General features: G+C 70.0%; 24 protein-coding genes. 7 read left to right on the top strand and 17 right to left on the bottom strand.

Translation table 11 applies throughout. The annotated features are described in order from the left end of the window. The first annotated feature begins 41 nt into the window (after positions 1 to 41). The gene (locus SM116_RS12085) at positions 42 to 1,130 is read left to right on the top strand and encodes a kelch repeat-containing protein (RefSeq protein ID WP_320941232.1); all 1,089 of its coding nucleotides are present in this window, start codon (positions 42 to 44) and stop codon (positions 1,128 to 1,130) included. Here SM116_RS12085 and SM116_RS12080 read toward each other — a convergent pair. After that, entirely contained in the window at positions 1,099 to 2,283 is a 1,185-nt protein-coding gene (locus SM116_RS12080) for an NHL repeat-containing protein (protein ID WP_320941231.1), read from the bottom strand. The two genes, SM116_RS12085 and SM116_RS12080, sit on opposite strands and share 32 nt — an antisense overlap. 110 nt (positions 2,284 to 2,393) lie before the next feature. Beyond that, on the bottom strand, positions 2,394 to 2,993 hold the full coding sequence (locus SM116_RS12075; protein WP_320941230.1) for an FMN-binding protein: 600 nt from the start codon (positions 2,991 to 2,993) through the stop codon (positions 2,394 to 2,396). Between the two features lie 404 nt (positions 2,994 to 3,397). Between SM116_RS12075 and SM116_RS12070 the strand changes: the two genes are divergently transcribed. Then, a complete protein-coding gene (locus SM116_RS12070; protein WP_320941229.1) occupies positions 3,398 to 3,718 on the top strand; it encodes a hypothetical protein in 321 nt (106 codons plus the stop codon). Between the two features lie 207 nt (positions 3,719 to 3,925). On the opposite strand, the gene SM116_RS12065 is transcribed toward SM116_RS12070, so the two are convergent. The 7 genes from SM116_RS12065 to SM116_RS12035 all read right to left on the bottom strand — a co-directional run bounded on the left by SM116_RS12065 (position 3,926) and on the right by SM116_RS12035 (position 10,355). Beyond that, positions 3,926 to 4,534, bottom strand: coding sequence for a dihydrofolate reductase family protein (locus SM116_RS12065; protein WP_320941228.1), 609 nt, complete (start codon positions 4,532 to 4,534; stop codon positions 3,926 to 3,928). A gap of 101 nt (positions 4,535 to 4,635) precedes the next feature. Further along, positions 4,636 to 5,127, bottom strand: a complete 492-nt coding sequence (locus SM116_RS12060) for a DUF6069 family protein (RefSeq protein WP_320941227.1) — start codon at positions 5,125 to 5,127, stop codon at positions 4,636 to 4,638. Positions 5,128 to 5,208: 81 nt separating this feature from the next. Next, the gene (locus SM116_RS12055) at positions 5,209 to 5,637 is read right to left on the bottom strand and encodes a pyridoxamine 5'-phosphate oxidase family protein (protein WP_320941226.1); all 429 of its coding nucleotides are present in this window, start codon (positions 5,635 to 5,637) and stop codon (positions 5,209 to 5,211) included. A gap of 46 nt (positions 5,638 to 5,683) precedes the next feature. Further along, positions 5,684 to 6,262 (bottom strand): TetR/AcrR family transcriptional regulator, encoded by a 579-nt coding sequence (locus SM116_RS12050; RefSeq protein ID WP_320941225.1) that lies wholly within the window; start codon positions 6,260 to 6,262, stop codon positions 5,684 to 5,686. 72 nt (positions 6,263 to 6,334) lie between these two features. Then, a complete protein-coding gene (locus tag SM116_RS12045; RefSeq protein ID WP_425563263.1) occupies positions 6,335 to 8,458 on the bottom strand; it encodes an MDR family MFS transporter in 2,124 nt (707 codons plus the stop codon). A 218-nt stretch (positions 8,459 to 8,676) separates the two neighbouring features. Further along, complete coding sequence (locus tag SM116_RS12040) at positions 8,677 to 9,642, bottom strand: patatin-like phospholipase family protein (protein WP_320941224.1); 966 nt, start codon at positions 9,640 to 9,642, stop codon at positions 8,677 to 8,679. 167 nt (positions 9,643 to 9,809) lie between these two features. Next, complete coding sequence (locus SM116_RS12035) at positions 9,810 to 10,355, bottom strand: TM2 domain-containing protein (protein ID WP_320941223.1); 546 nt, start codon at positions 10,353 to 10,355, stop codon at positions 9,810 to 9,812. A 119-nt stretch (positions 10,356 to 10,474) separates the two neighbouring features. Here SM116_RS12035 and SM116_RS12030 point away from each other — a divergent pair, with 119 nt between their 5' ends. Continuing rightward, a complete protein-coding gene (locus tag SM116_RS12030) occupies positions 10,475 to 10,861 on the top strand; it encodes a hypothetical protein (protein ID WP_320941222.1) in 387 nt (128 codons plus the stop codon). Here SM116_RS12030 and SM116_RS12025 read toward each other — a convergent pair. After that, complete coding sequence (locus tag SM116_RS12025) at positions 10,858 to 11,349, bottom strand: methylated-DNA--[protein]-cysteine S-methyltransferase (protein ID WP_320941221.1); 492 nt, start codon at positions 11,347 to 11,349, stop codon at positions 10,858 to 10,860. The two genes, SM116_RS12030 and SM116_RS12025, sit on opposite strands and share 4 nt — an antisense overlap. A 61-nt stretch (positions 11,350 to 11,410) precedes the next feature. Next, on the bottom strand, positions 11,411 to 11,767 hold the full coding sequence (locus SM116_RS12020) for a DUF7882 family protein (RefSeq protein ID WP_320941220.1): 357 nt from the start codon (positions 11,765 to 11,767) through the stop codon (positions 11,411 to 11,413). A gap of 137 nt (positions 11,768 to 11,904) precedes the next feature. Here SM116_RS12020 and SM116_RS12015 point away from each other — a divergent pair, with 137 nt between their 5' ends. Next, a complete protein-coding gene (locus SM116_RS12015; RefSeq protein ID WP_320941219.1) occupies positions 11,905 to 12,384 on the top strand; it encodes a MarR family winged helix-turn-helix transcriptional regulator in 480 nt (159 codons plus the stop codon). Between the two features lie 3 nt (positions 12,385 to 12,387). Here SM116_RS12015 and SM116_RS12010 read toward each other — a convergent pair whose 3' ends face one another. Further along, entirely contained in the window at positions 12,388 to 12,915 is a 528-nt protein-coding gene (locus SM116_RS12010) for a DUF2127 domain-containing protein (RefSeq protein ID WP_320941218.1), read from the bottom strand. Between the two features lie 37 nt (positions 12,916 to 12,952). Here SM116_RS12010 and SM116_RS12005 point away from each other — a divergent pair, with 37 nt between their 5' ends. Continuing rightward, positions 12,953 to 13,828: a UbiA family prenyltransferase gene (locus SM116_RS12005; RefSeq protein WP_320941217.1), complete on the top strand. Its 876-nt coding sequence runs from the start codon at positions 12,953 to 12,955 to the stop codon at positions 13,826 to 13,828. A gap of 8 nt (positions 13,829 to 13,836) precedes the next feature. Here SM116_RS12005 and SM116_RS12000 read toward each other — a convergent pair whose 3' ends face one another. Genes SM116_RS12000 through SM116_RS11980 form a run of 5 tightly spaced genes read right to left on the bottom strand, consistent with a single transcriptional unit; the run spans position 13,837 to position 18,491 of the window. Continuing rightward, complete coding sequence (locus SM116_RS12000) at positions 13,837 to 14,967, bottom strand: FAD-dependent oxidoreductase (RefSeq protein WP_320941216.1); 1,131 nt, start codon at positions 14,965 to 14,967, stop codon at positions 13,837 to 13,839. Next, positions 14,964 to 15,656, bottom strand: a complete 693-nt coding sequence (locus tag SM116_RS11995; protein ID WP_320941215.1) for a methyltransferase domain-containing protein — start codon at positions 15,654 to 15,656, stop codon at positions 14,964 to 14,966. Before SM116_RS11995 ends, SM116_RS12000 begins: the two co-directional genes overlap by 4 nt. Continuing rightward, complete coding sequence (locus SM116_RS11990; protein WP_320941214.1) at positions 15,653 to 16,744, bottom strand: type III polyketide synthase; 1,092 nt, start codon at positions 16,742 to 16,744, stop codon at positions 15,653 to 15,655. The genes SM116_RS11995 and SM116_RS11990 overlap by 4 nt, the downstream gene beginning before the upstream one ends. Positions 16,745 to 16,801: 57 nt before the next feature. Next, positions 16,802 to 17,737: a helix-turn-helix transcriptional regulator gene (locus SM116_RS11985; protein ID WP_320941213.1), complete on the bottom strand. Its 936-nt coding sequence runs from the start codon at positions 17,735 to 17,737 to the stop codon at positions 16,802 to 16,804. A 7-nt stretch (positions 17,738 to 17,744) separates the two neighbouring features. Continuing rightward, complete coding sequence (locus tag SM116_RS11980) at positions 17,745 to 18,491, bottom strand: helix-turn-helix transcriptional regulator (protein ID WP_320941212.1); 747 nt, start codon at positions 18,489 to 18,491, stop codon at positions 17,745 to 17,747. Positions 18,492 to 18,692: 201 nt separating this feature from the next. Here SM116_RS11980 and SM116_RS11975 point away from each other — a divergent pair, with 201 nt between their 5' ends. Together SM116_RS11975 and SM116_RS11970 are read left to right on the top strand one after the other, a co-directional pair. Further along, a complete protein-coding gene (locus tag SM116_RS11975; protein ID WP_320941211.1) occupies positions 18,693 to 19,037 on the top strand; it encodes a DUF7882 family protein in 345 nt (114 codons plus the stop codon). A gap of 341 nt (positions 19,038 to 19,378) precedes the next feature. Beyond that, on the top strand, positions 19,379 to 19,720 hold the full coding sequence (locus tag SM116_RS11970; protein WP_320941210.1) for a PadR family transcriptional regulator: 342 nt from the start codon (positions 19,379 to 19,381) through the stop codon (positions 19,718 to 19,720). Position 19,721: the final 1 nt, after the last annotated feature.

Here is a 19,721-nt window from a genome sequence, read left to right as displayed (position 1 = left end):
CCCACAGCCGGGGCATGGAGCCGTACCTCAGAATGGCCACCATGCCAGCTCGACGCGTCCCCACTCCCTCGACGGGCCGGCGCATGCGCGCCGCCCTGGTCAGTCTGCTCGCCGTGGTGGTGCTCGGCTCGTGCAGCGCGGCCCCGACGGCGAGCCACCCGACCGACCCTTTCCGGGCGCCATCGTCCTCCGGTAGCGCCGCCGGCTCACCCGGCCAATCGCAGGCCCCCACCACGACGCCCGCTCAGGTCACCACAGTGACCGCGACGACGCTGTCCGTGCGGCTGCCGGCACCGGCCTCGCGAGTGGTCGCCGTGGCGGCAGACGGCCAGGTGCTCCTGCTCGGCGGGCTCGTCGCCGGCAACACGAGCGCCCAGGTGCTGAGGCTCGACCCCCCGGCCGCGGCGATCACCGCCGTGGGCCGGCTCGCCCACGCGACGCACGACGCCGGCGGCGCCGTCCTCGGCGGCTCGGCCTTCGTGCTCGGCGGCGGCGTCCAGGCGTCGGCCGACTGGGTGCAGTCGGTGCCCGTGGCGGGGGGCGCCGGCACTCTCGTCGGGCACCTGCCGACGCCGCGGTCGGACCATGTCGTGGCGTCGGACGGCACGACGGCTTACGTCGTCGGCGGGTACGCGACCGGCACGGAGCTGACCGACGTGCTCGCCACCACCGACGGCAGGACGTTCCACATCGTGGCGCACCTCATGACCGGCGTGCGGTACGCCGCGGCCGCCCTCGTCGGCGGCGCGCTGTGGGTGGTCGGCGGGCAGCACGGCGGCGCCCAGGTCGACATCGTGCAGCGCGTCGACCTCGCGACGGGCGCCGCGAGCGTCGACGGACACCTGGCCGCGCCGCTGTCGCACGCGACCGCCACAGTCCTCGACGGGACGCTGCTCGTGGTCGGCGGCCTGAGCGCCGGCAAGCACCTGGACGCCATCGAACGCCTCGACACCGCCACGGGCGCCACGTCGCTCGTCGGGCACCTGCCGTCCGCCGCGTCCGACACGGCGGTCGCCGTGCTGGGTGACGCTGCCTACGTCGTCGGCGGCGAGACGGCCGCGGCCGGCTCGACCCACCCTCTGGACACGGTGGTGCGGCTCACCATCGGCCCGGCGTCGGCGGCGCCGTGACGCCGACGGTGTCCGCCAGCGAGAACGGCGGCAGAGGGTCCAGGCCGTCCGGATGGTTGAGGTAGCCCGTCCTGCTGCCCGGCTGACCGGTGTGCCCGTACTGCCACACGATCGTGTTGGTGTTCGGGTCGATGACGATCACGCGATGGTTGGAGTCGTCGTTGAGCATGATGTCGCCGTTCGGCAGGCCGATGGCCAGGGACGGGTGTGTGAGGCGCCCGGGAGCCGACGACGGGTTCCAGCGCCAGATCGTCTTGCCCGATGCGTCGAAGATGAGCGCCTGCCCGGGGTCGGAGTAGTCCGCAATCACATACTGGCCCGGCTTGTACTGGTGGGCGTCGGACGGGTATGCGACCGCCGGCGGATGCGTGGCCCACAGCACGTGGCCGTGCCGGTCGATCTCGTCGACCCAGTCCCCGTTGATCTCCGTGACCAGGAAGTTGCCGTCGGGCAGCGGGAAGACGCCGTTCGGGCTGCCGAAGCGGGTCGGCGGCGCGTGGTGGCAGCGGCCGACGGTCCCGAGCGTCCACAGCGGTGACGTCGAGGCCGCGGACAGGTCGACGAGCCGGCAGTTCTTGATGTCGGCGGCGACCACGCTGCGGTCGGGCAGCATGATGGCGTCGTCCGGGTTCCACAGCTGGTCGGGCCCGGAGCCGTGGTGACCCGGTGTGCCGTACCGCCAGACGATCTTCCTGGTCGCGACGTCGATCTCCGTGATGGCGAAGACGTCCTCCTCCGTCGCGACGACGTCCTTGCCGTCGGGGGTGACGAAGACGTCGTCGGGCACCTGGAAGGTCTGCCCCGGCGCGAGGTCCCCCGGCTGCGGCCACTGCCACAGCACCTGGCCGTGCGGGCTGACGACGACGAGCCGGTTGTTGTCGCGGTCGGCGATGACGACGGGCCCAGGCAGCACGGCGGGGTTCGAGCCGGGGGCCAGCTCCCCGGGGGGGTGCCCCGCGGCCACGGCGGGGAACGCGCTACCCGGCGCGCCCGCGGTCGGCGCCGGCGCGGCGGTCGCGACGCTCGTCGGGCTCGCCGGTCGAACGGTCGTCGGGGCGGGGGGCGGCTTCGCCGAGCCCGCAGCCGGCCCGGTGCAGGCTGCCAGGAGCAGCGCCGCCGCAGCCACGAGAGGCGCCGTTCGTCGAGCGGTCATGCCCGGATCTTCCGACGGCGACCTGTGAGCCAGCCAGGTGCGCGCTCGTCGCCTCTGGCGGCGGCAGGCGCGAGGTTCCTGCTGACGTTCCCCTGGCTCGCTGAGCACAGTCAGGCGCGGGCCTTGTCGATCGCGCTCTGCAACGAGTCCAGGTAGCCCTGGCTGGTGTAGGTCGCGCCGGAGACCATGTCGATCCGTGCGCTCTGCGCGTCCAGGGTCTCGTTGGCGAGCTGCGGGATCGCGTAGGAGTTGATCTGCTGGTCTGTCCCGGTGGAGTTGGGGTACTGAGGGATTGCCACGCGGGTGATGACCCCGCTCGACACGGTGATCCTGACCTGCATCGGACCGTATCGCGTGTATGCCGTTCGGCCCGTGTAGGTCCCGTCCTTCAGCCCGCTCGCGGACCGGCTGGTCGATCCCGATGACCCCGAGGACCCGCTCGACGAACCGGAGGAGCCGCCTGGGTTCGCGGGTGCGGCGGGCGTCGCTGGCGCGGATGTCGTCGCGGGCGCGGCCGGCGTCGCGGACGCGGACGGGGACGGCGTCGCGGACGGGGACGGCGTCGCAGACGGGGACGGGCCTCTCGTCGACGTGGTCTTGGTGCCGGTGATGATGGGGGATGTCGTGGGCTGATCCAGCGACGTGCGGTAGGTGAAGAGCAACACGAGCCCGGCGATGGTGGCGAGGATGCACCACACGATCTTCTTCATGACGACTCCCCAGGTCTCAGATGACGATCGATTCGCTGTGGATGCGGTCGGCCCGTATACGGGCGGCCCGCAGATCGCGCTCGAGGCTCCGCAGCCAGAACGACCAGAAGCCCACGATTCGGGTCATGTCGGCGCAGAGGCTCCGGCAGCAGATCCGGAAGCGCGGGCGACGGCGTGGCGGCCCCCTGAGATGCCATACGTGGATCGTCCAGTGCGGCCTGACAGACAACGCTCAGAATCACGTGCGGGGCGAAGAAATCCAAGGAAATGTCATAGCGCCCGCCGGTCAATAGATGCTCACGCAGCGCGCCGCCGACATCCTCGCGTTCTTCGACCGTCCCGGCACCCCTAATGGACCGACTGTGTGAACCGAGCCCTGCGCATCCGTTTCGTAGAGTCTCTGTATGCCCGAGGTGCAGCGAGCCGATAGCCGAACGGTCGTGAGCCGTGCGGTCTGGACCATGCTCCTGGGTGTCGTCCTCATCATCGCGGGGTTCGCCGTGTCGGTGCCGGTCGTCAACGACGCCGCCGCGCGCGATGTCGAGACCGAGCTGCTCAGCCTCCCTCTTCCCGCGGGGACGGAGCGCATCGACTCCACGGCACAGGCCGGGAAGCTCGTTGGGAACGGCAACGGCATGCAGTACCTGGGCGCGCTGCTGATCCGCAGCGATCGGTCCCTGGAGCAGCTTCGTTCGTACTACCGCGGGTATACGATCCGGCCGTAGCGGTCATTCCGACGACCGGGACCGAGATCGGCGAGTTCCACGGAGCGAGCGGCTTCCTCACCCGTCCCGGCGAGCCGGGGACGTTCGTCGTCTACGCGTGGGGCCGGGGGCCGGGCTGGTTCTACGAGGATTTCGACGTGCGCGGGCACTGATCGCCCGTCGCTGCCGAGCATCGGGTCGTCGCGGATGCGGTGGCCGCCGGCATGATCACCGATCTGCACGAGGAGAGGCGGTCCTGACCGCGAAGGACGCGATGGCGACCCCCGTGCTCGTGCTCGAGGTGCTCAGGAGTCTCAGATCAGCCGTCGCACCACCGTCCGGGAAAAGTCGCCGCCCGGTGCCCAGGATGATCGGGTGAATGAACAGGAGGAACTCATCGATCAGGTCTGATGCGAGCAGCGCCTGAATCAGGGAGCCGCTGCCCATGACGCACAGGTCCGGGCCATCCGCCGCCTTCAACGCTGCGACCTGGGATGAGACGTCCCCGGACACGAGGGTCGAGTTCGGCCAGAGCAGCGTCGTCGAAGCCGAGGCACTGACGACGTACTTGGGTGCGCTGTTGAGGCCGTCCTTGAAAGGGCCGCCCTGCGCGTTCCAGTGCGTGAGCATGTCGTCGTAGCTTCGGCGCCCGAGCAGGAGGCGCATCCCGCCCGCCTTCATCACGCGCTCGCCGAGCGCGGTCGCGACCTCGTCGTTCGAGCGCGCGGTCGCCCAGCCGCCCCGCGAGAAGCCGCCGCGGGCGTCCTCGTCTGCGCGGCCGGGCGCCTGCATCACGCCGTCCAGGGTCACGTGGTTCGCGACGTAGATTCTGCTCATGGGGTTCCCTCTTCGTCTCCGGGTGATCAGGCGCGATGCCCGTCTCATCCGAATGACGATCGAACCGTGCGGCGATGGACACGCGGGCGGAGCGCGTGCGGCTACGCAGCGCTGGTCGCAGCCGCATCCCGCTGGCGCGCGATCACGACGACGGCGAGGTACGTGACGACCGCCACCGCGACGTGCATGATCGCGAGCACGAACACGCCCTCGGCGGTCTGGCCGTGCATCGCGATCCATACATCAGGGGCGAACGAGACGATCGTGACGGTCACGGCAGCCCACAGGTAGAGCCGGCGCGCGCGGGAGCTCACAGCGCACGCGAGGGGCCATCCCGCGCACGCGATCAGCACTCCGACGACCGTGAGCTTGGTGTAGTCCGCGAACTGGAAGTGCTCGTAGCCGCGGGTCGAGGGGAACAGTGCAGCACCGGCGAGCGCGAGGAGCGCGCAAGCGGCGACCGAGCCGACGATCGCGACGAGTGTCGCGATCACGAGGCGTCCGGCGCGCGGCTGCGCCCGGAGACCGGGCAGATCGATGCGGAAGTACTCGCGGATGGCGTGTGGGATGCGGATGCTGCTGGTGTCGGTCATCGTCTCGTCTGGGTCGGGGACGGCGGGCGATGCCGACTGTAGGCGGGCTCGTCCCAGGAGCGTCTAAGGAACGTCGCAGCGCTACGCCGTGCCGTAGACCTTCACCGGGGAGAACTCGTAGACGAGCCGGCCCTCGCTCACCATCCGGGCGAGGAAGGCGTCTTCGTCGAGCTCCTCGCCGTACCAGTTCAGCGGGCCGGCGGGACGGCTCTGCATCACCCGGAAGAGGTCGAGGTTGTTGCGCGGCGCATCCTCGCCGTCGAGGATCGTGACCTTCGCCTCGATCGTGAGGAATCTCGGGCCGGGATCGAAGACGAAGAGCGTGCTCCGCGGATCGCGACGCAGTCGTCGGGTGCGGACCCGATCGGTGGTGCCGCTGCTCCAGATGCGGCCGTCGACCAGCGCGATGCCGACGCGCACCGCCTTGGCTTCGCCGTCGTGGGCGGTGGTGATCATCGCCGCGGCGTGGTGGTCCTGCAGGAATGCCTGCTGCTTCTCGTCCAGCTCCATCGGTGGCCTCCTCGTTGATGATTCCGTCTTACCGGACGGAGAGGATTCAGCGCGGAGCGCGCTCCGCGAGCAGACCGGCGAGGCGATCGAGCGCCAGGTGCACCTCATCCACGATCGTGTCCTCGCTGAGGTCGCCGCCCTCGGATGCCGCATCGCCGAACGCGAGCATCACCGCGCCCACGGCGAGCCGCGCGGTCGGCGCGTCTGCCCGCTGCTCCACGATCGAGATCAGGTCGCTGCGGTGCCGGCTGCCCCATTCCATGAGCGTCGAGGCCAGCTCCGGGTGGCGCTTGATGACCCCGTGCTTGTGCTTCTGCGGCAGCTCGATCCCGAGGCCCGTGATCAGCGTCACGATGTCGCCGACGAGCGAGCCCTGACCCGCGAGGAACGCAGTACGCGCCTCGTCGGTGATGACGAGCGCGGGAAGGCCCAGGATCGCGGCATTCTTGCTCGGGAAGTAGTTGAAGAACGTGCGCACCGAGACATCCGCCGCTGCGCAGATCTCCTCGACCGTCGTGTCGGCGATGCCCTTTGCATCCGCCAGTTCCACCGCGGCCTCCCGGATGCGCTCGCGCGTCTCGCGCTTCTTGCGCTCGCGGAGCGAATCCGGCTGCAGGTTGCTCATCGTCTCAATCCGTTTCTGCGGGGATGCACCGGCCGGAGCTCGTCCGGCCGGTGCACCTCCCATTGTGGCGGGTCAGGAGTTGACCCGCTCCTCCAGCTCTGCGATGACGTCGTCATCGGTGCGCTCGGCGTCCGCCCTCTCGGCCTCGACCTGAGCCGCATGCTGGTCGGCCTGCTCCTGGAGAGCAGAGCGCTGACGCAGCGGGGGCGCCTTGAAGAACAGCGACAGGACGAACGCGACCAGCATCACGATCAGACCCGTCCAGTAGACGGCTCCCGTCGAGGTGGTGAAGCCGGTGAGGAACTGCAGCGTCAGCGGCTTGTCCGCGCCGTTCAGGAACGACGTGTCGCTCATGCTCGGGCTGTCGGACGAGCTGGTCGACGAGGTGTCCTTCAGCTTCTTCTCGATCGTTGGCTCGGCCTTGTCGACGATCGCCTGGCGCTGCGCGGCGTCGGTGTAGTCGACCGCGAGCCTTCCGTCGATCACCGAGACACCGGCCTTGGCGGCGGCCCGCTGCAGGGCCGTGGCCGTCGCATCCGGCAGCGCCTTCGCGACCTGCTCGGCGATCACCGAGTCGGCGGCGAGCTGCGGGACGTGCCCCGCGGCGACCTGCGCGTCCACGGCGGCGGTGACCTTCTGGGTCACGGCGACCTTGACGGCGGCGGTGACCTGGGCGGTCGCCTTGTCGAGACCCTCCTGCGTGCCCTTCTCGATCGGTTCGACGATCTTCGACCACATCTGGTCCATGACGCCCTTGTTGTTCGCCTTGTCGGCGACAGCCGGGTTCATCGCGGCATCCAGCGCGGCCGTGAGCTGCGTCTTGTCGGCCATCGCGGTGTTGATGTGCGTCGGCATGACCGAGAACAGGATCGACAGGAGCACGGCGGCGCCCAGCGTGCCGCCGATCTGGCGGAAGAACGTCGCGGCGCTCGTCGCGACACCCATGTCTCGCGGCTCGACCGCGCCCTGCGTGGCGAGGGTGAGCGCCTGCTGCACCATGCCCAGGCCGAGGCCGACGAGCACCATGATCCCGGACAGCATCCAGATCGACGAGTCGACCCTCAGCATCGTCAGCAGGCCGTAGCCGGCGGCGACCAGCGCGATGCCGATCGTCGGCAGCCAGCGGTACTTGCCCGTGCGGGAGATGAGCTGGCCCGAGCCGATCGACGAGATCATGAGGCCGAGCACCATCGGCAGCATCGCGAAGCCGGATGCGGTCGGAGAGAGGCCGACGACGATCTGCAGGTAGAGCGGGATGGTGAGCATCGCGCCGAACATGCCGAAGCCGATGAGGAAGCCCAGGCCGGTCGCCATCGAGAACGTGCCCGAGCGGAAGAGCTTCAGCGGGATGATGGCATCCTCGCCCATGCGCCGCTCGATGAGGAGGAACGCAAGCAGGCCCAGCGCGCCGACGACGAAGCAGGAGACCGAGGCGGTCGAGGTCCAGCCCCACGTGCGGCCCTGCTCCGCGACGAGGAGGAACGGCACGAGCGCGACGATGACCGCGGCCGCGCCCCACCAGTCGATGCGCGGCTTCACGCGATCGCCGATCCGGGGCAGGTGCAGGAACGCGAAGACCATGCTGATCGCGATGATGCCGATCGGCACGTTGATGAGGAACACCCAGCGCCAGCCCGTGATGCCGAAGATCTCGCTCGCGCCGGCGAACACGCCGCCGAGGAGGGGCCCGAGGACAGCGGAGACACCGAAGATCGCCAGGAAGAATCCCTGGTACTTGGCGCGCTCACGCGGAGCGAGGATGTCGCCCATGATGGCGAGCGGCAGAGACATGAGCGCACCGGCGCCGATGCCCTGGAAGGCGCGGAAGGCGGCGAGCTCGATCATCGAGGTCGAGAAGCTGGACAGGAGCGACCCGACGATGAAGACGGCGATGCCGAACAGGTAGAGCGGGCGACGTCCGAAGACGTCGGAGAGCTTGCCGTAGATCGGCACCATGATCGTCGACGTGATCATGTAGGCCGTGGTCACCCAGGCCTGCTGATCGAGACCGTGCAGGTCGTCGCCGATCGTGCGGATGGCGGTCGACACGATGGTCTGGTCGAGGGATGCGAGGAACATGCCGGCCATCAGGCCGACGATCACCAGCATGATCTGCCGGTGCGTCATGATCGGGGACCCGGGAGTGCGGCGGGATGCGCGCACAGTCCGCGTGGGTGCTGTAGCGGTTGAAGACATCAGCTTCCTTCGTAAGATTGCGTACCTACATAATTGCACCTGTGCAATGATGTAGCCACACAATGTTTGCAGTCATGCAAAACTCTCAGCTTTCGTTTCCCCGGCACGACGGCGATCCGGCGGAAATCGGGCGGCCGCAGCGCGCCCGCCCGATTTCCGCCGGATCACCGGCGAACGGCAGGAAGGGCGGCGCCGGCGGGAGGGTGGAACGGAGCGGCTCAGCTCCAGAAGTCGGCGAGCTGGGGTGCGAGCGCGTGGCCCTGCTCGTACCCGCCATGGGCGGCCTGCAGCCGCGTGGCGGGATCCAGCGCGTTGGCATCGAACAAGTCACGGGTGGATGCATCCGGGAACACGGTCTCGACCACGCTCCCGCCGCCCTGCAGATCGGCCACCTGAGCGCTCAGGTCCATGCCCCACTCCTGCGGAACGCGCGTCCGGCCGCCGAACGGAACGAGGATCAGCACGCGCCCGTGGCCCGCGGCGAGATCGGCGTTCTCGCCGCGCCGGTAGCTGCCGTTGAGGTAGCGGTTCGCGCCGATCGGATACGGGTTCATCGCAGAGGTGCTCGCGGCCACGGCATCCACCAGATCGACGCCGCTGTCGCGGTCGAAGACGACCGGCTCGCCGGTGCGTGCATCGACCGACGTGATCAGCACGCGCTGCTCGGGCCACTCCGCACGGGGGAGACGACCCGCGACCACGTCGCGCCACCGCATCCCGTCCGCGCCGTCGGATGCGTCGCGCTCGAGCGCCGCAGCGCCCATCCTGCGCCGCATGTCGGAGGCGTCTGACGCCGACGCGATGACCGCGTTCGACCAGTCCAGGTAGCTCTGGCCCGAGACGCCGCCCGCGGGCCCTCGACGCGGGCTGCTGCCGTGGACCGGGAGCTGCTCGGCCAGGATCGACGCGTACAGTTCCGCGGCCCGGGTTCCGCTCGTGATCTGGGCGGCCACGGTCGAGCCGGATGAGGTGCCGATCACCAGGTCGGCGCGGCTGACGTCGACGCCGCCGTCCGCGAGGCCCGCGATGACGCCGAGCGCCCAGGCGTTGCCTGCTGCGCCGCCGCCGGCGATCACGAGGGCCCGCTCGCCGGCGCGACCGGAGCGCGCGACGTCGAACTGCTGGTCGGGCATCGGCCAGTTGCCCGTGGACGCGTCGTGAGGGGTGGGAGAGGAAGTGCTCATGGGAGTCGCCTTTCGCGATGTGCCTGTCGGCGCTCCCGGTTGCGACTACCTCAGCCGCAGGATCGTGCCTGCCGGGGGAGCACCCATACGGATACTGCGTTCATGGGTCTCACCTCCGGTCGTTCGAATCACGATCGGGACGACGCTAGCACGCCCCGACCTGGCCGCTACGCGCAGGAGCGGCGCCATGCGTTCACGGAGCGGGTCAGGAACGGGATGCGGAAGAGGTCGATGAACAGCCAGAAACCACCCGCGATGACGAAGGGGATGCCGATGAGGAAGGGAGACAACATCCATCCGCCCCACCAGATGATGTTGAAGGCGATCGCCGATCCCGTCAGTCCCAAGTAGAACCGGTGCGCCGCGAACCCGCCGAGCAGCAGGAGGAACACGTACGCGATCCCGGCCTCCTTCGGCGGACGGCGCCCGGACCGCGCTTCCGGCGCGAGAGGTCCCCACGTCGCGCCGTCCCACCACTGGAGCACACCCGACGCGCTCGGGTACCAGCCCGCCGGCACCTGCGGCGCGAGCGGCTCGATCACGAGCGGCTCGATCACGAGCGTCTGGGGCGGGGGCAGGTCCGGCGAGAGAGCCTCGTACTCCGCTGCGCGCGAGGGCGCGCCGAGGACATCCGGGGTCCACATCCGCCCGTCCCAGAACCGGCTGCCGCCTCCCGGCAGCCCGTACCAGCCGGCAGGTGCCGTCTCGATCATGTCGTCCTCCTCACGGCCGCCGGGCCGGGACGATGCTGGTCGCGGGCGGCTGCCGACAGGTCGTGAGGCAAATGTACGCTTCGTTTCACGGTGTCGGGGGTCCCGATTAGCCTTCGAAGGTGGTCGGCCTGGATGATCTGCGACGCATCGCCGAGGGCCTCCCGGGCAGCGAGGAGCGCGCGATGACCGGCGGGGCCGCCTGGTTCGTGCGCAACAAGCTGTACGCGTGGGAGTGCTCGCCGTGGCCGAGCGTCCCCGAGGGCGTGCGCGAGGTCATGGCGGCCGAACTCGTGGTGGCGGTGAAGCTCGCCGACGAACTCGACGCGCTCGCTCTCCGCGAGATGGCGCCGGACGTGTTCCTGCCCCGCACGACGCCCTGGGGTGAGCCGAAGATCGCCTTCCGCATGCAGCGCATCGATCCGGATCATTTCACCGAGCTCGTCACGGAGGCGTGGCGCGTGCAGGCTCCGCAGTACCTGCGGCGCGAGTTCGACGGAGAGTCTTAGAAGAGGGACGGCGGAATCGCACCCTCGTGTGTGAGCAGCCAGCGCTTCGTCGCGCGACCCTGACCCGGTGCGCCTCCGGAGTAGCCGCCGAGGCCGTCGGCTGCCACCACTCGGTGGCACGGCACGATGATCGGGAGCGGGTTCGCGCCCATGATGGAGCCGATCCCTCGTGCCGGCACCGTACCGCCGCTGCGAGCGGCGAGCTCGGCGTACGTCACCGACTCGCCATAGGAGACGGTGTCGTGGAGCGTGTTCAGCACGGAGCTCGTCGCGTCGGGCCGCGCGGGGATGGCGATCGGCACCTCGAACCGTCTCAGGTCACCGGCGAAATAGGCCGCGAGTTCGCGCATTGCCTCGCTCAGGATCGGATCGCGCGAGGATCCCGGCGCCGGGGGCACCCGCATCCACGCCACCCGCGTGATCGACTCGCCGTCGCTCTCGACGCCGATCACGCCCACGGGCGTCTCGAGCGTGCCGAAGAACGTCATGCGACGACGCTACGCGCGGCCGCCGACATCCGGACGCCCGAGAGTCGGGCCGGGACGCGGATCAGGGCACGAGTTCCAGGTTCAGCGGCTCGTCGGGCCCGATGGCGTCCCGACGGGCTGCGGCCGCCGGCTCATTCACGGGGTACAGGCCGCCGGGGGAGTTCGCCGTGGTCATCAGCGCCTCGAGCCACTGGCTGTTCACGGAGGGCATGCGGCTGCCGTGATAGCGGTAGATGAGCGTGGATGACGCGCTCACCCAGACGGTGGTGCGGCCGCCGCCGAGGCTCGCGTCGTCTTTCCACGTGAACGGGAATGCCTCGCCGCGCCGCAGCTTCGTGCCGATGACGATCTGGAGGTGCAGGAGCAGGCGGTCATCGATGTCCGCCCGGGTCGTGGCGTTGTAGTTGAACTTGCCCATGTCGGGCTCCTCTGCTCTCCGCGGCCGCTGGGGCACGGTTACGCGAAACCAATGATAGTTCGGAACCGTAATATCTGAAACCGAAATGTGAGGTTTCTCATAGTTCGAAACCGAGCGATGTTGGGTATGGTGGCGATATGCCTCGTGAACACGATGCCGCGAGCCTCGACGAGATCCGAGCGGTGACCGACGCCGTCGAGCGCCTGCGCCTTGCGGAGGCTCGGCTGGGCCGCCAGCGAGCGGGTCATTCCGGGCTGAACGACACCGACCGTGCCGCCGTCCGCTACGTGTCCGAGTTCCCCGGCGATGCGGTCACGCCGCGCATGATCGCCGACCAGCTCCATCTGTCGCCGTCATCGGTGACGACCCTCCTCGACAGGCTCGTCGCGAAGCACCTGCTCCGGGTGGAGCCGCATCCCGTCGACCGCCGGAGCAAGCACGTCGTGGCGCTCGATCGCACGGCCGCCCTCGATGACATCGACCCCCTGGGGGCTCGGCTTCGGGAGATCTCCGCCTCCCTCACGACGTCGGAGGCGAGCATCATCACGGGCTTCCTCGAGCGCGTGACCGAGGCCGTCCGCAGCCAGACCCCGCGCTTCCACGGTCTCGAAGGCTAGCGCTCACTCCGTGCCCGGCGCGGGCGTGCGGTGGAACACCCACGCCACCGTGCCACGCCAGGTGGCGCGAAGCTCGCGCCCGCGCCGCCATTCGCGCCACGTCAGCCAGATGATGACCGCGTCGAACACCGTGAGCACGGCGACGCCCACCGACGGCTGCGTGAACATCTCGTAGATCTGGAAGATCAGGAACAGCCCGAGCGCGGCCATCGCCCAGGGATAGATCCTGCGCGAGCCGATGAGCAGCGCCACGACGATCGCGAGTTTCACGACGCCGTGCAGCAGCAGATACGCGGCGAGGAAGGTCTTGCCGCCCGAACCGAGGTGGGCGACGCCGTTCAGCAGCAGGTTCGCGAGCAGATCGTGGGGATCCTCGGCGAGCTCGGCGGCGGTGAGACTGCCGGCGAGGCCGATCAGCTGGGCGGGCGCGACGAACAGCAGCAGGACTCCGCCGACCAGTTCGACGAGTCCGTCGATGCCCTTGAACAGCACTCCGATCAGGAAGACCAGGTCGAGGACGCGTTCCTTCATCGCCCCATCCTCCGTCGTCTGGCCGTACCGTGGGTGCATGACGCCGCCAGTCACGGGGAGTTCGGAGCGGAGCCGCCCGAACGTCGTCGCCACCCTATGGCGCTCGACGCATCCCGGCCCCACGGTGGTCGTCACGACGATCGCGCTCGCCCTCGGACTCTCGGTCGGTGTCGACCTCGACCGTCTGGTCGTGCTGACCGTCTCGGTCTTCTTCGGCCAGGTGTCGATCGGCCTGTCGAACGACGTGATCGACGCCCCGCGGGATCGCATCGCCGGCCGCACGGACAAGCCTCTCGCACGCGAGCAGGCGCCGATTCGCGTCGCGTGGATCTCGGCGATCGTCGCCGTGGTCGTCGCACTCGCCCTCTCGGCGCTGCTCGGGTGGGGGATGGCGGTCGCCCACGCGGTGTTCCTCGCCTGCGGCTGGGCCTACAACGCGGTGCTGAAGTCGACGGTGTGGTCCGCCGCATGCTTCGCCGTGGGATTCGGCGTCTTCCCCTCTCTGGCGACGCTGGCGCTCTCGCATCCCCATGTCGCCCCGCTCTGGGCCTGGATCGCGGGAGCCGCGCTCGGAACAGCCGTGCACTTCTCCAACGTGCTGCCCGACCTCGAGGATGACGAGCTCACCGGGGTCCGCGGGCTGCCGCACCGCCTCGGCCGCCGCGCGTCGGCGGTGGTGGCCTACGTCGCGCTCGTCGTCGGGGCGGTCGTCGTGCGTCTCGGCACCGATGTCGACAGCACGGCGGGTGTGATCGCGACCTGGGTGCTCACCGCGGGCGTGCTCGTGCTCGCGGCGTGGGGGCTCGTCGTCTCGCTCATCCGCGAGCCGAGGCGCCTCTCATTCCAGCTCGTCATGGCGGGAGCGCTGCTGCTGACGGCCGAGGTCGTCGTCGCCAGCCGGCTGGCCGCCTGACGCTCTCGTCACGCGTCGGCGTCGAAACCCATCGCGTACGCCCGCGCCAGCACGGGGGAGAACCGCCCGGCCAGCCCTCGGACCGCACCCGCGAGGAGGCGATGGGACCCAGCGCCCCGCCCACGGCCGAGAGCCGTGTTGAGCCCCGAGATGCGCGCCGCCGTCCGCGCCGACTGCAGGCGGCTGCGCTCCCAGCGATCGAATGCTCCTTCGGAACCGGGGTCGGCCAGCCATTGTGCGAGCACGGGCGCGAGGGTCGCGGCATCCAGCAGCCCGAGGTTCATGCCCTGCCCGCCGATGGGACTGATCTCGTGCGCGGCATCGCCGATCACGAAGACGCGCCCGCAGCGCATGCGGCGGGCGAGCACGCGACGGATGCCGAAGGCCGTCGCATCCTGGATCAGGTCGGCGAGCGGGACGTCTCCGGTGCGCGCCGCGACCGCGGTGCGGAGCGTGTCGAGGGCCGGTCCGTCTTCTGCCGGCCCCTGGCCGTTCCACGCGACGAGTCGCCTGCCGCCGCCCGGCAGCGGGAACGACTCGACGACTCCGGCCGGGTCCAGCGTGACGACCGCGAGCCCGTCGGGCTCCCCGGTCGGGCCGGAGAGGTCCGCCATGACATAGCGGTCCCGATAGCTCCGCGCTCGCGGCAGGGCGGCGGGCACCAGTCGTCGTCCCGCGACTCCGGCAGCGACGACGACCGCCGAGGCGGTGGCCGCATCCCCCGCGAAGCGCACCTCGACCCGATCGATGCGCTCGCTGACGGCATCCACCCGGCGTCCGCGGACCGGCAGGGGCGCGCCGTGCGCGAGCGCGGCCTCGGTGACCGCCTGCGGAACCGCCGCAACGAACGGGAATCGAGTGCTGAGGCGGTCGAACCGCACCTCGCCCAGGACGCTGCCGCTGCGGTTGCGCGCCTCGCCGCGCGGGATGCGGGCGCCAGCGGCCAGGATGCGCTCGGTCGCACCGGATGCCTCGAGAGCCGCGAGCACGGGCGGGTGCACGCCGATCGCCCGGCTTCCCGCGCCGGCGGTCGTGCGCGCTTCGAAGAGCGCGACGTCGACGCCGCGCCGCGCCAGCTCGGCGGACACCAGCAGCCCTGCCGGGCCGGCCCCGACGACGATCACCTCGTGATGGCTCATGCGCGGTGCCGCGCCCGGTGCACCGCGAGCACGCGGAACGGCCGCGAGGTCTCCACGCGCCAGCCGAGCGGCAGGACAGCGGACAGTTCGCGGGGCGTGAAGGAGCGACGGATGCTGCGCAGGCCGTCGGTGCGCAGGTACGAGCCCGGGGAGATCGGGGTGATCCCGACCGCATAGGCGGCGTAGGCGAGCGAGGCGCGGCGGATGTCGGAGTGGATGCAGAGGGTCGTCGCCAGCGACGCCGATTCGTCCACGAAGGCGTCGAAGGCGTGCTCGTCGAGGTGGTGGAGCACGTGGTTGGAGATCACGATGTCGAAGGCGGCCGCTTCGGCCAGGAGACGCCGGCTGTCGGCGGCGCGGTAGGTGACAGCATCCATCGGTCTCGTCGTCGCGATCGCCCGCTCGTCAGGATCCACGCCGAGCCCGGTGACCTCGAAGCCGTCACGGCGCGCCGCGTGCACGACGCGGCGCAGCACGTCGCCGCCGCCGCATCCGAGGTCCAGGATCGTCGCGGGACGCCCGAGGGCCGCCAGCGCAGGCGCGATCAGGTTCCGGTACGTCCGGCCCCATCCCGCCACGAAGCGGTTCGTGATCGCGAACCGCTGGAGTGTGCGGCGCAGCCGGACGGGATCGCAGTCCGGGTCGTCCATCATCTCGCGCAGCTGCGCATCGCGGACGGCGAGGCTCACGTCGCATCCCGCCGGGTGAATCGGGCCGTCTCGACGGTCAGCCCCGGGCCGAACGCGAGGCCCATCACACGTGCGCCGTCGCCGAGGGTCGGGTCGGCGAGCAGGCGGCCGAGGATGAAGAGGATGGTGGCGCTCGACATGTTGCCGTACTCCCGCAGCACCGCGCGCGACGTCTGCATGGCGCTGTCGGGCAGGTCGAGCCCGGACTGCACGCGGTCGAGCACGCTGCGCCCGCCGGGGTGGACGGCCCACGCATCCGCCGTCTCCGAGCCGCCGGCCGCATCGACCGCGGCGCGGATCTCGCGCCCGACGATGCGGGGCACCTCGGCGGTGAGGACCATCTCGAAGCCTTCGTCGCCGATCGTCCAGTCCATGGCGTTCTCGCCCTCGCTCGTGATGGCGGTCGTGAACCCGGCCGCCTCCAGGTGGGCGTTCGTCGCACGTGCGGCGTCCGAGGTCACGACGGCCGCCGCAGCACCGTCGGCGAACACCGAGGATGCGACGATCTGGTCGGGCACGTCGGAGGAGCGGATGTGCAGAGTGCACAGCTCGGCGCACGCGACCAGGACGACGGCACCCGGCTGCGCATCGCAGATGCGCGTGGCGGCACGCAGCGCGGGGAAGGCGGCCGCGCATCCCATGAACCCGATGTGGTACCGCTCGACGCTCGTGGGGAGTCCGAGGTCCATCACGAGCCGGAAGTCGGGCCCCGGGGCGAAGAACCCGGTGCACGATGCCGTGATGACGTGCGTGACCTCCGCGGCGCCGACTCCCGCACGAGCGAGTGCCTCGGAGGCGGCCGCCGCGAACAGCGGGGGCGCCTCGCGGCGGTAGTAGGCGTTGCGCTCACCGGTCGTCGGCCGTCGCATGCCCGTGGTCGGGCTCAGGAAGATGCCGCCCTCTGCCGTGTAGAGATCCGGGATCACGGTATGGCGGAAGTCGATCGCGGACTGATCGAACGCCGCATGGATGAGACGCCCGCCCAGCCGCCCGATGCCCGGCTGCGCGGCGAAGAAGTCACGCGCCTCGGACTGGGCCATACGTGTCGCCGGAACCGCTGTGCCGATGGAGAGGATCGCTGCGGGCATGGCTCACGGTAACCCGCTCCAGCGGGTCACGAGAACGATTGACGGGTATTCGGCGGGTCAGCGGTCGAGCACCGACTTCGGATTCACGCCGTAGGCGGCCCGGAACTGCGCGGCGAAGCGGCTCGGGGACGGAAAGCCCCAGCGTGTCGCGATCTCGCCCACGGTGCTGCCCAGCGTCGGATCACCCGCCTGCAGATCGCGCAGCGCGGCCTCGAGCCGGACGCCCTGCAGGAACACGGTCGGGCTCTCCTCCCCGGGCGCGTAGGCGCGAAACGCGAGGTCGAGCTCGGGCACGGATGCACCCACCGCCTCGGCGGCGTCCTCCAGCGTGATGGGGAGAGACGCATGCTCGTGGAAGTAGTCGGCGGCGAGACGGTAGATCGAATGCCGGCGCTCCGCCGAGACCCGCAGCCGGTGCCGGTCGCCGACCACTCGGAACGAGTCGAGCGTCCGGATCGCGATGTGCCGGTAGACGCGCGCACGGAAGAGGTCGTTGCTGAGGAGCCCCTCGCGCGCGTGTCCGTGGACGAGGTCGAGTGCGGCCAGGAGCGTGGCGGCGGACTCCCGCGACGCCGCGCGCACCCCGTCGAACCGCAGCTCGAGCTCGTCATCCCCGCACAGGAGCCGAGCGCTTCGCCGCAGCGCATCCGTCGCGAATCCGACGGCGTGCACCTCGGTGTTGCTCGCGACGACGGAGTAGGGATCGCCGGGCTGGAAGATGGCGGGCTGGTCGAAGAGGCTGCCTTCGTCACGATCCCTCATCCAGCTGAAGCCGGGCGTGGCCGTCGCGACGATGAACAGGCCGGGGTCGATGAGGCAGCTGTAGGTGCCGTCCATGCGCGCAGCGGTGAGGAAGAAGCGGTCGTCGCCCCTCATCCGCTCGTCGTATCGCTGGAACCGCGGATCGAGGTCGACCCGGCCGTAGGCGGCATCCATCCACTGCTCGGCCTCGCCGATGTCGTTCGAACCGAACGCGCGGTCGAAATACGTCACCCCGGCCTCACCGACGAAGCGTCTCGCGCGGCGACTCGCCGTACGCGTCGCGGTAGGCCACGGAGAAACGACCGATGTGGGTGAAGCCCGACGCGCGAGCGATCTGCGCGACGGTCGCGCTGGATGTCGAGTCCGCGAGCCGCAGCTCGCGGTGCGCAGCGGTGAGGCGGATGCGTCGCAGGTATCCGCTGGGGGTGCAGGACAGCTCGCGCTGGAACGCCGCCTGCAGGCCGCGGGGTGAGAGCCGGGAGGCCGCGACGACGTCCGGCATACGCACCGGTCGCGCGAAGTGGTCCTCGAGGTATCGGATCGCGCGGCCCACGGCCGCGGTCACAGCGCCCGGGGCGGCGACGGGGTCGTCGATGTTGGTGGGGAAGGTGCGCAGGAACGTGGCGATGATCAGGTCTTGCAGGGGACGGCCGAGAATCGGATCCGTCGTGAGGCCGCGGCGTATCAGCGGCTGAACGTAGGCGACCATCTCGCGCCATTGCTGAGTCGCCTGCGGTGTCTCCGGCTCCCACCCGCGGAACTCGACGTGGAACCGCTCGCGGTCGAGGACCCGTCGGGCGAACTCGTCGAGGGCGCCCGCATCGATGGCCACGTCATCCCCGTGGACCTGCGGATCGTCCGCACCCGTCGACCCGGGAACCCCGCCGGCGATCGTCGTGGTGATCTCCGAGACGACGAGTCCGGAACCACTCTCGTCCCGGCGGAGGACGGGCGATCCGGACGAAGAGCGGGGTTCGTCCCGCACCAGGACCGCCGTCGATGACCCGGGCTCATGCGTCGGTCGCGGCTCGGAGCCATCCATCCCGTCCACCCCTCCATCTCACCCCGCGAATCCGCAGACGTCAATTCGTGCGGTTGCGGGATATGACTTGCGTTTGAAGGATAAAATACTCGTGATCGGGGATCGAGACACGGGCGCTTGCCCGGGGACCAGAAGGGCGGGCCCGTGGGCAAGTTCATCTACGAGAACGACACGCGACTCGACATCGAGGATCGAGTCCTGCTTCACCTGCAAAGTGTGATCGGCACGAAACTGCGGCGCGGCGAGGCGTTCACGTTCAACTGGACGGTCGATCGCAGCCTGGGCAGCGGCCGGACCACCGTGTGGCTGCACCCCCACTCCTCGATCGTCTTCAGCTATGCGGGCAGCCGACGGGCGCAGCTGAACCGCCGGTGGCTCGAGGCCCTGATGTTCGCCGCGAACTCCTCGGCGGGCCTCCACCTCGTCCCCGAGCCTGCCGAGCTGCCCGACGAGCGGGCCTCGGACGACGAGATCAGTGTGCCGATCTAGCAGCGCGCGCGGAGTCCACGCACCGATTCATCGCACGAGTAAATGATGGCCGCACGGCCGGACGCTTCCGCCGCGGCCGCGCCGCCTTCGGGCACCCCTTCGACGGGATCCTGAAGGGGCTCGGCCGCCACGAGTTTCGCTTCCTCCACAAGGCCGCGTGAGCTCCTTCGTGGAGGTCTGCGCAGCGGCGTGAGGCTCAGATGTCGCTGTCGTCGTTTGCCGGCACCAGCGCGTGATGAGTTCGTGAAAGAAATTCGGTACTTGGTGTTGCTATCTACCGGTACTCAGTGTTACCGTCTACTGGTAGTCAACAACACTGAGTAGCAGAGAGGGGGACACCGATGGGCAAGCAGGACACCGAGATGCTCAAGGGCGTTCTGGAGGGCATCGTCCTGTCGATCCTCGCGACGCGTCCCGCGTACGGGTACGAGATCACGTCAGAGCTTCGAGACCGCGGCTTCGCGGACATCGTCGAGGGCACGATCTACGCCGTCCTCCTGCGCATCGAGCAGAAGGGCCTGGTCGACGTCGAGAAGGTGCCGTCCGAGAAGGGTCCGCCGCGCAAGGTCTACTCGCTCAACGCGCAGGGACGAGATCAGCTGGGCGAGTTCTGGGGCAGTTGGAACTCGCTCGCCGACCGCATGACACACATTCAGCAGGAACACTCCGAAGGGAACAACTGAG

It is taken from the genome of Microbacterium rhizosphaerae, from assembly GCF_034120055.1.
GTDB classification, from domain to species: domain Bacteria; phylum Actinomycetota; class Actinomycetes; order Actinomycetales; family Microbacteriaceae; genus Microbacterium; species Microbacterium rhizosphaerae.
Note: the sequence above shows the minus strand (reverse complement) of the source record. Positions and strands in the feature narration are given on the sequence as shown.

Coding starts and splice junctions, on each gene's coding strand:
- SM116_RS12085 (WP_320941232.1), top strand. CDS start 42: ATGCCAGCTCGACGCGTCCCCACTCCCTCGACGGGCCGGCGCATGCGC.
- SM116_RS12080 (WP_320941231.1), bottom strand. CDS start 2,283: ATGACCGCTCGACGAACGGCGCCTCTCGTGGCTGCGGCGGCGCTGCTC.
- SM116_RS12075 (WP_320941230.1), bottom strand. CDS start 2,993: ATGAAGAAGATCGTGTGGTGCATCCTCGCCACCATCGCCGGGCTCGTG.
- SM116_RS12070 (WP_320941229.1), top strand. CDS start 3,398: ATGCCCGAGGTGCAGCGAGCCGATAGCCGAACGGTCGTGAGCCGTGCG.
- SM116_RS12065 (WP_320941228.1), bottom strand. CDS start 4,534: ATGAGCAGAATCTACGTCGCGAACCACGTGACCCTGGACGGCGTGATG.
- SM116_RS12060 (WP_320941227.1), bottom strand. CDS start 5,127: ATGACCGACACCAGCAGCATCCGCATCCCACACGCCATCCGCGAGTAC.
- SM116_RS12055 (WP_320941226.1), bottom strand. CDS start 5,637: ATGGAGCTGGACGAGAAGCAGCAGGCATTCCTGCAGGACCACCACGCC.
- SM116_RS12050 (WP_320941225.1), bottom strand. CDS start 6,262: ATGAGCAACCTGCAGCCGGATTCGCTCCGCGAGCGCAAGAAGCGCGAG.
- SM116_RS12045 (WP_425563263.1), bottom strand. CDS start 8,458: ATGTCTTCAACCGCTACAGCACCCACGCGGACTGTGCGCGCATCCCGC.
- SM116_RS12040 (WP_320941224.1), bottom strand. CDS start 9,642: ATGAGCACTTCCTCTCCCACCCCTCACGACGCGTCCACGGGCAACTGG.
- SM116_RS12035 (WP_320941223.1), bottom strand. CDS start 10,355: ATGATCGAGACGGCACCTGCCGGCTGGTACGGGCTGCCGGGAGGCGGC.
- SM116_RS12025 (WP_320941221.1), bottom strand. CDS start 11,349: ATGACGTTCTTCGGCACGCTCGAGACGCCCGTGGGCGTGATCGGCGTC.
- SM116_RS12020 (WP_320941220.1), bottom strand. CDS start 11,767: ATGGGCAAGTTCAACTACAACGCCACGACCCGGGCGGACATCGATGAC.
- SM116_RS12015 (WP_320941219.1), top strand. CDS start 11,905: ATGCCTCGTGAACACGATGCCGCGAGCCTCGACGAGATCCGAGCGGTG.
- SM116_RS12010 (WP_320941218.1), bottom strand. CDS start 12,915: ATGAAGGAACGCGTCCTCGACCTGGTCTTCCTGATCGGAGTGCTGTTC.
- SM116_RS12005 (WP_320941217.1), top strand. CDS start 12,953: ATGACGCCGCCAGTCACGGGGAGTTCGGAGCGGAGCCGCCCGAACGTC.
- SM116_RS12000 (WP_320941216.1), bottom strand. CDS start 14,967: ATGAGCCATCACGAGGTGATCGTCGTCGGGGCCGGCCCGGCAGGGCTG.
- SM116_RS11990 (WP_320941214.1), bottom strand. CDS start 16,744: ATGCCCGCAGCGATCCTCTCCATCGGCACAGCGGTTCCGGCGACACGT.
- SM116_RS11970 (WP_320941210.1), top strand. CDS start 19,379: ATGGGCAAGCAGGACACCGAGATGCTCAAGGGCGTTCTGGAGGGCATC.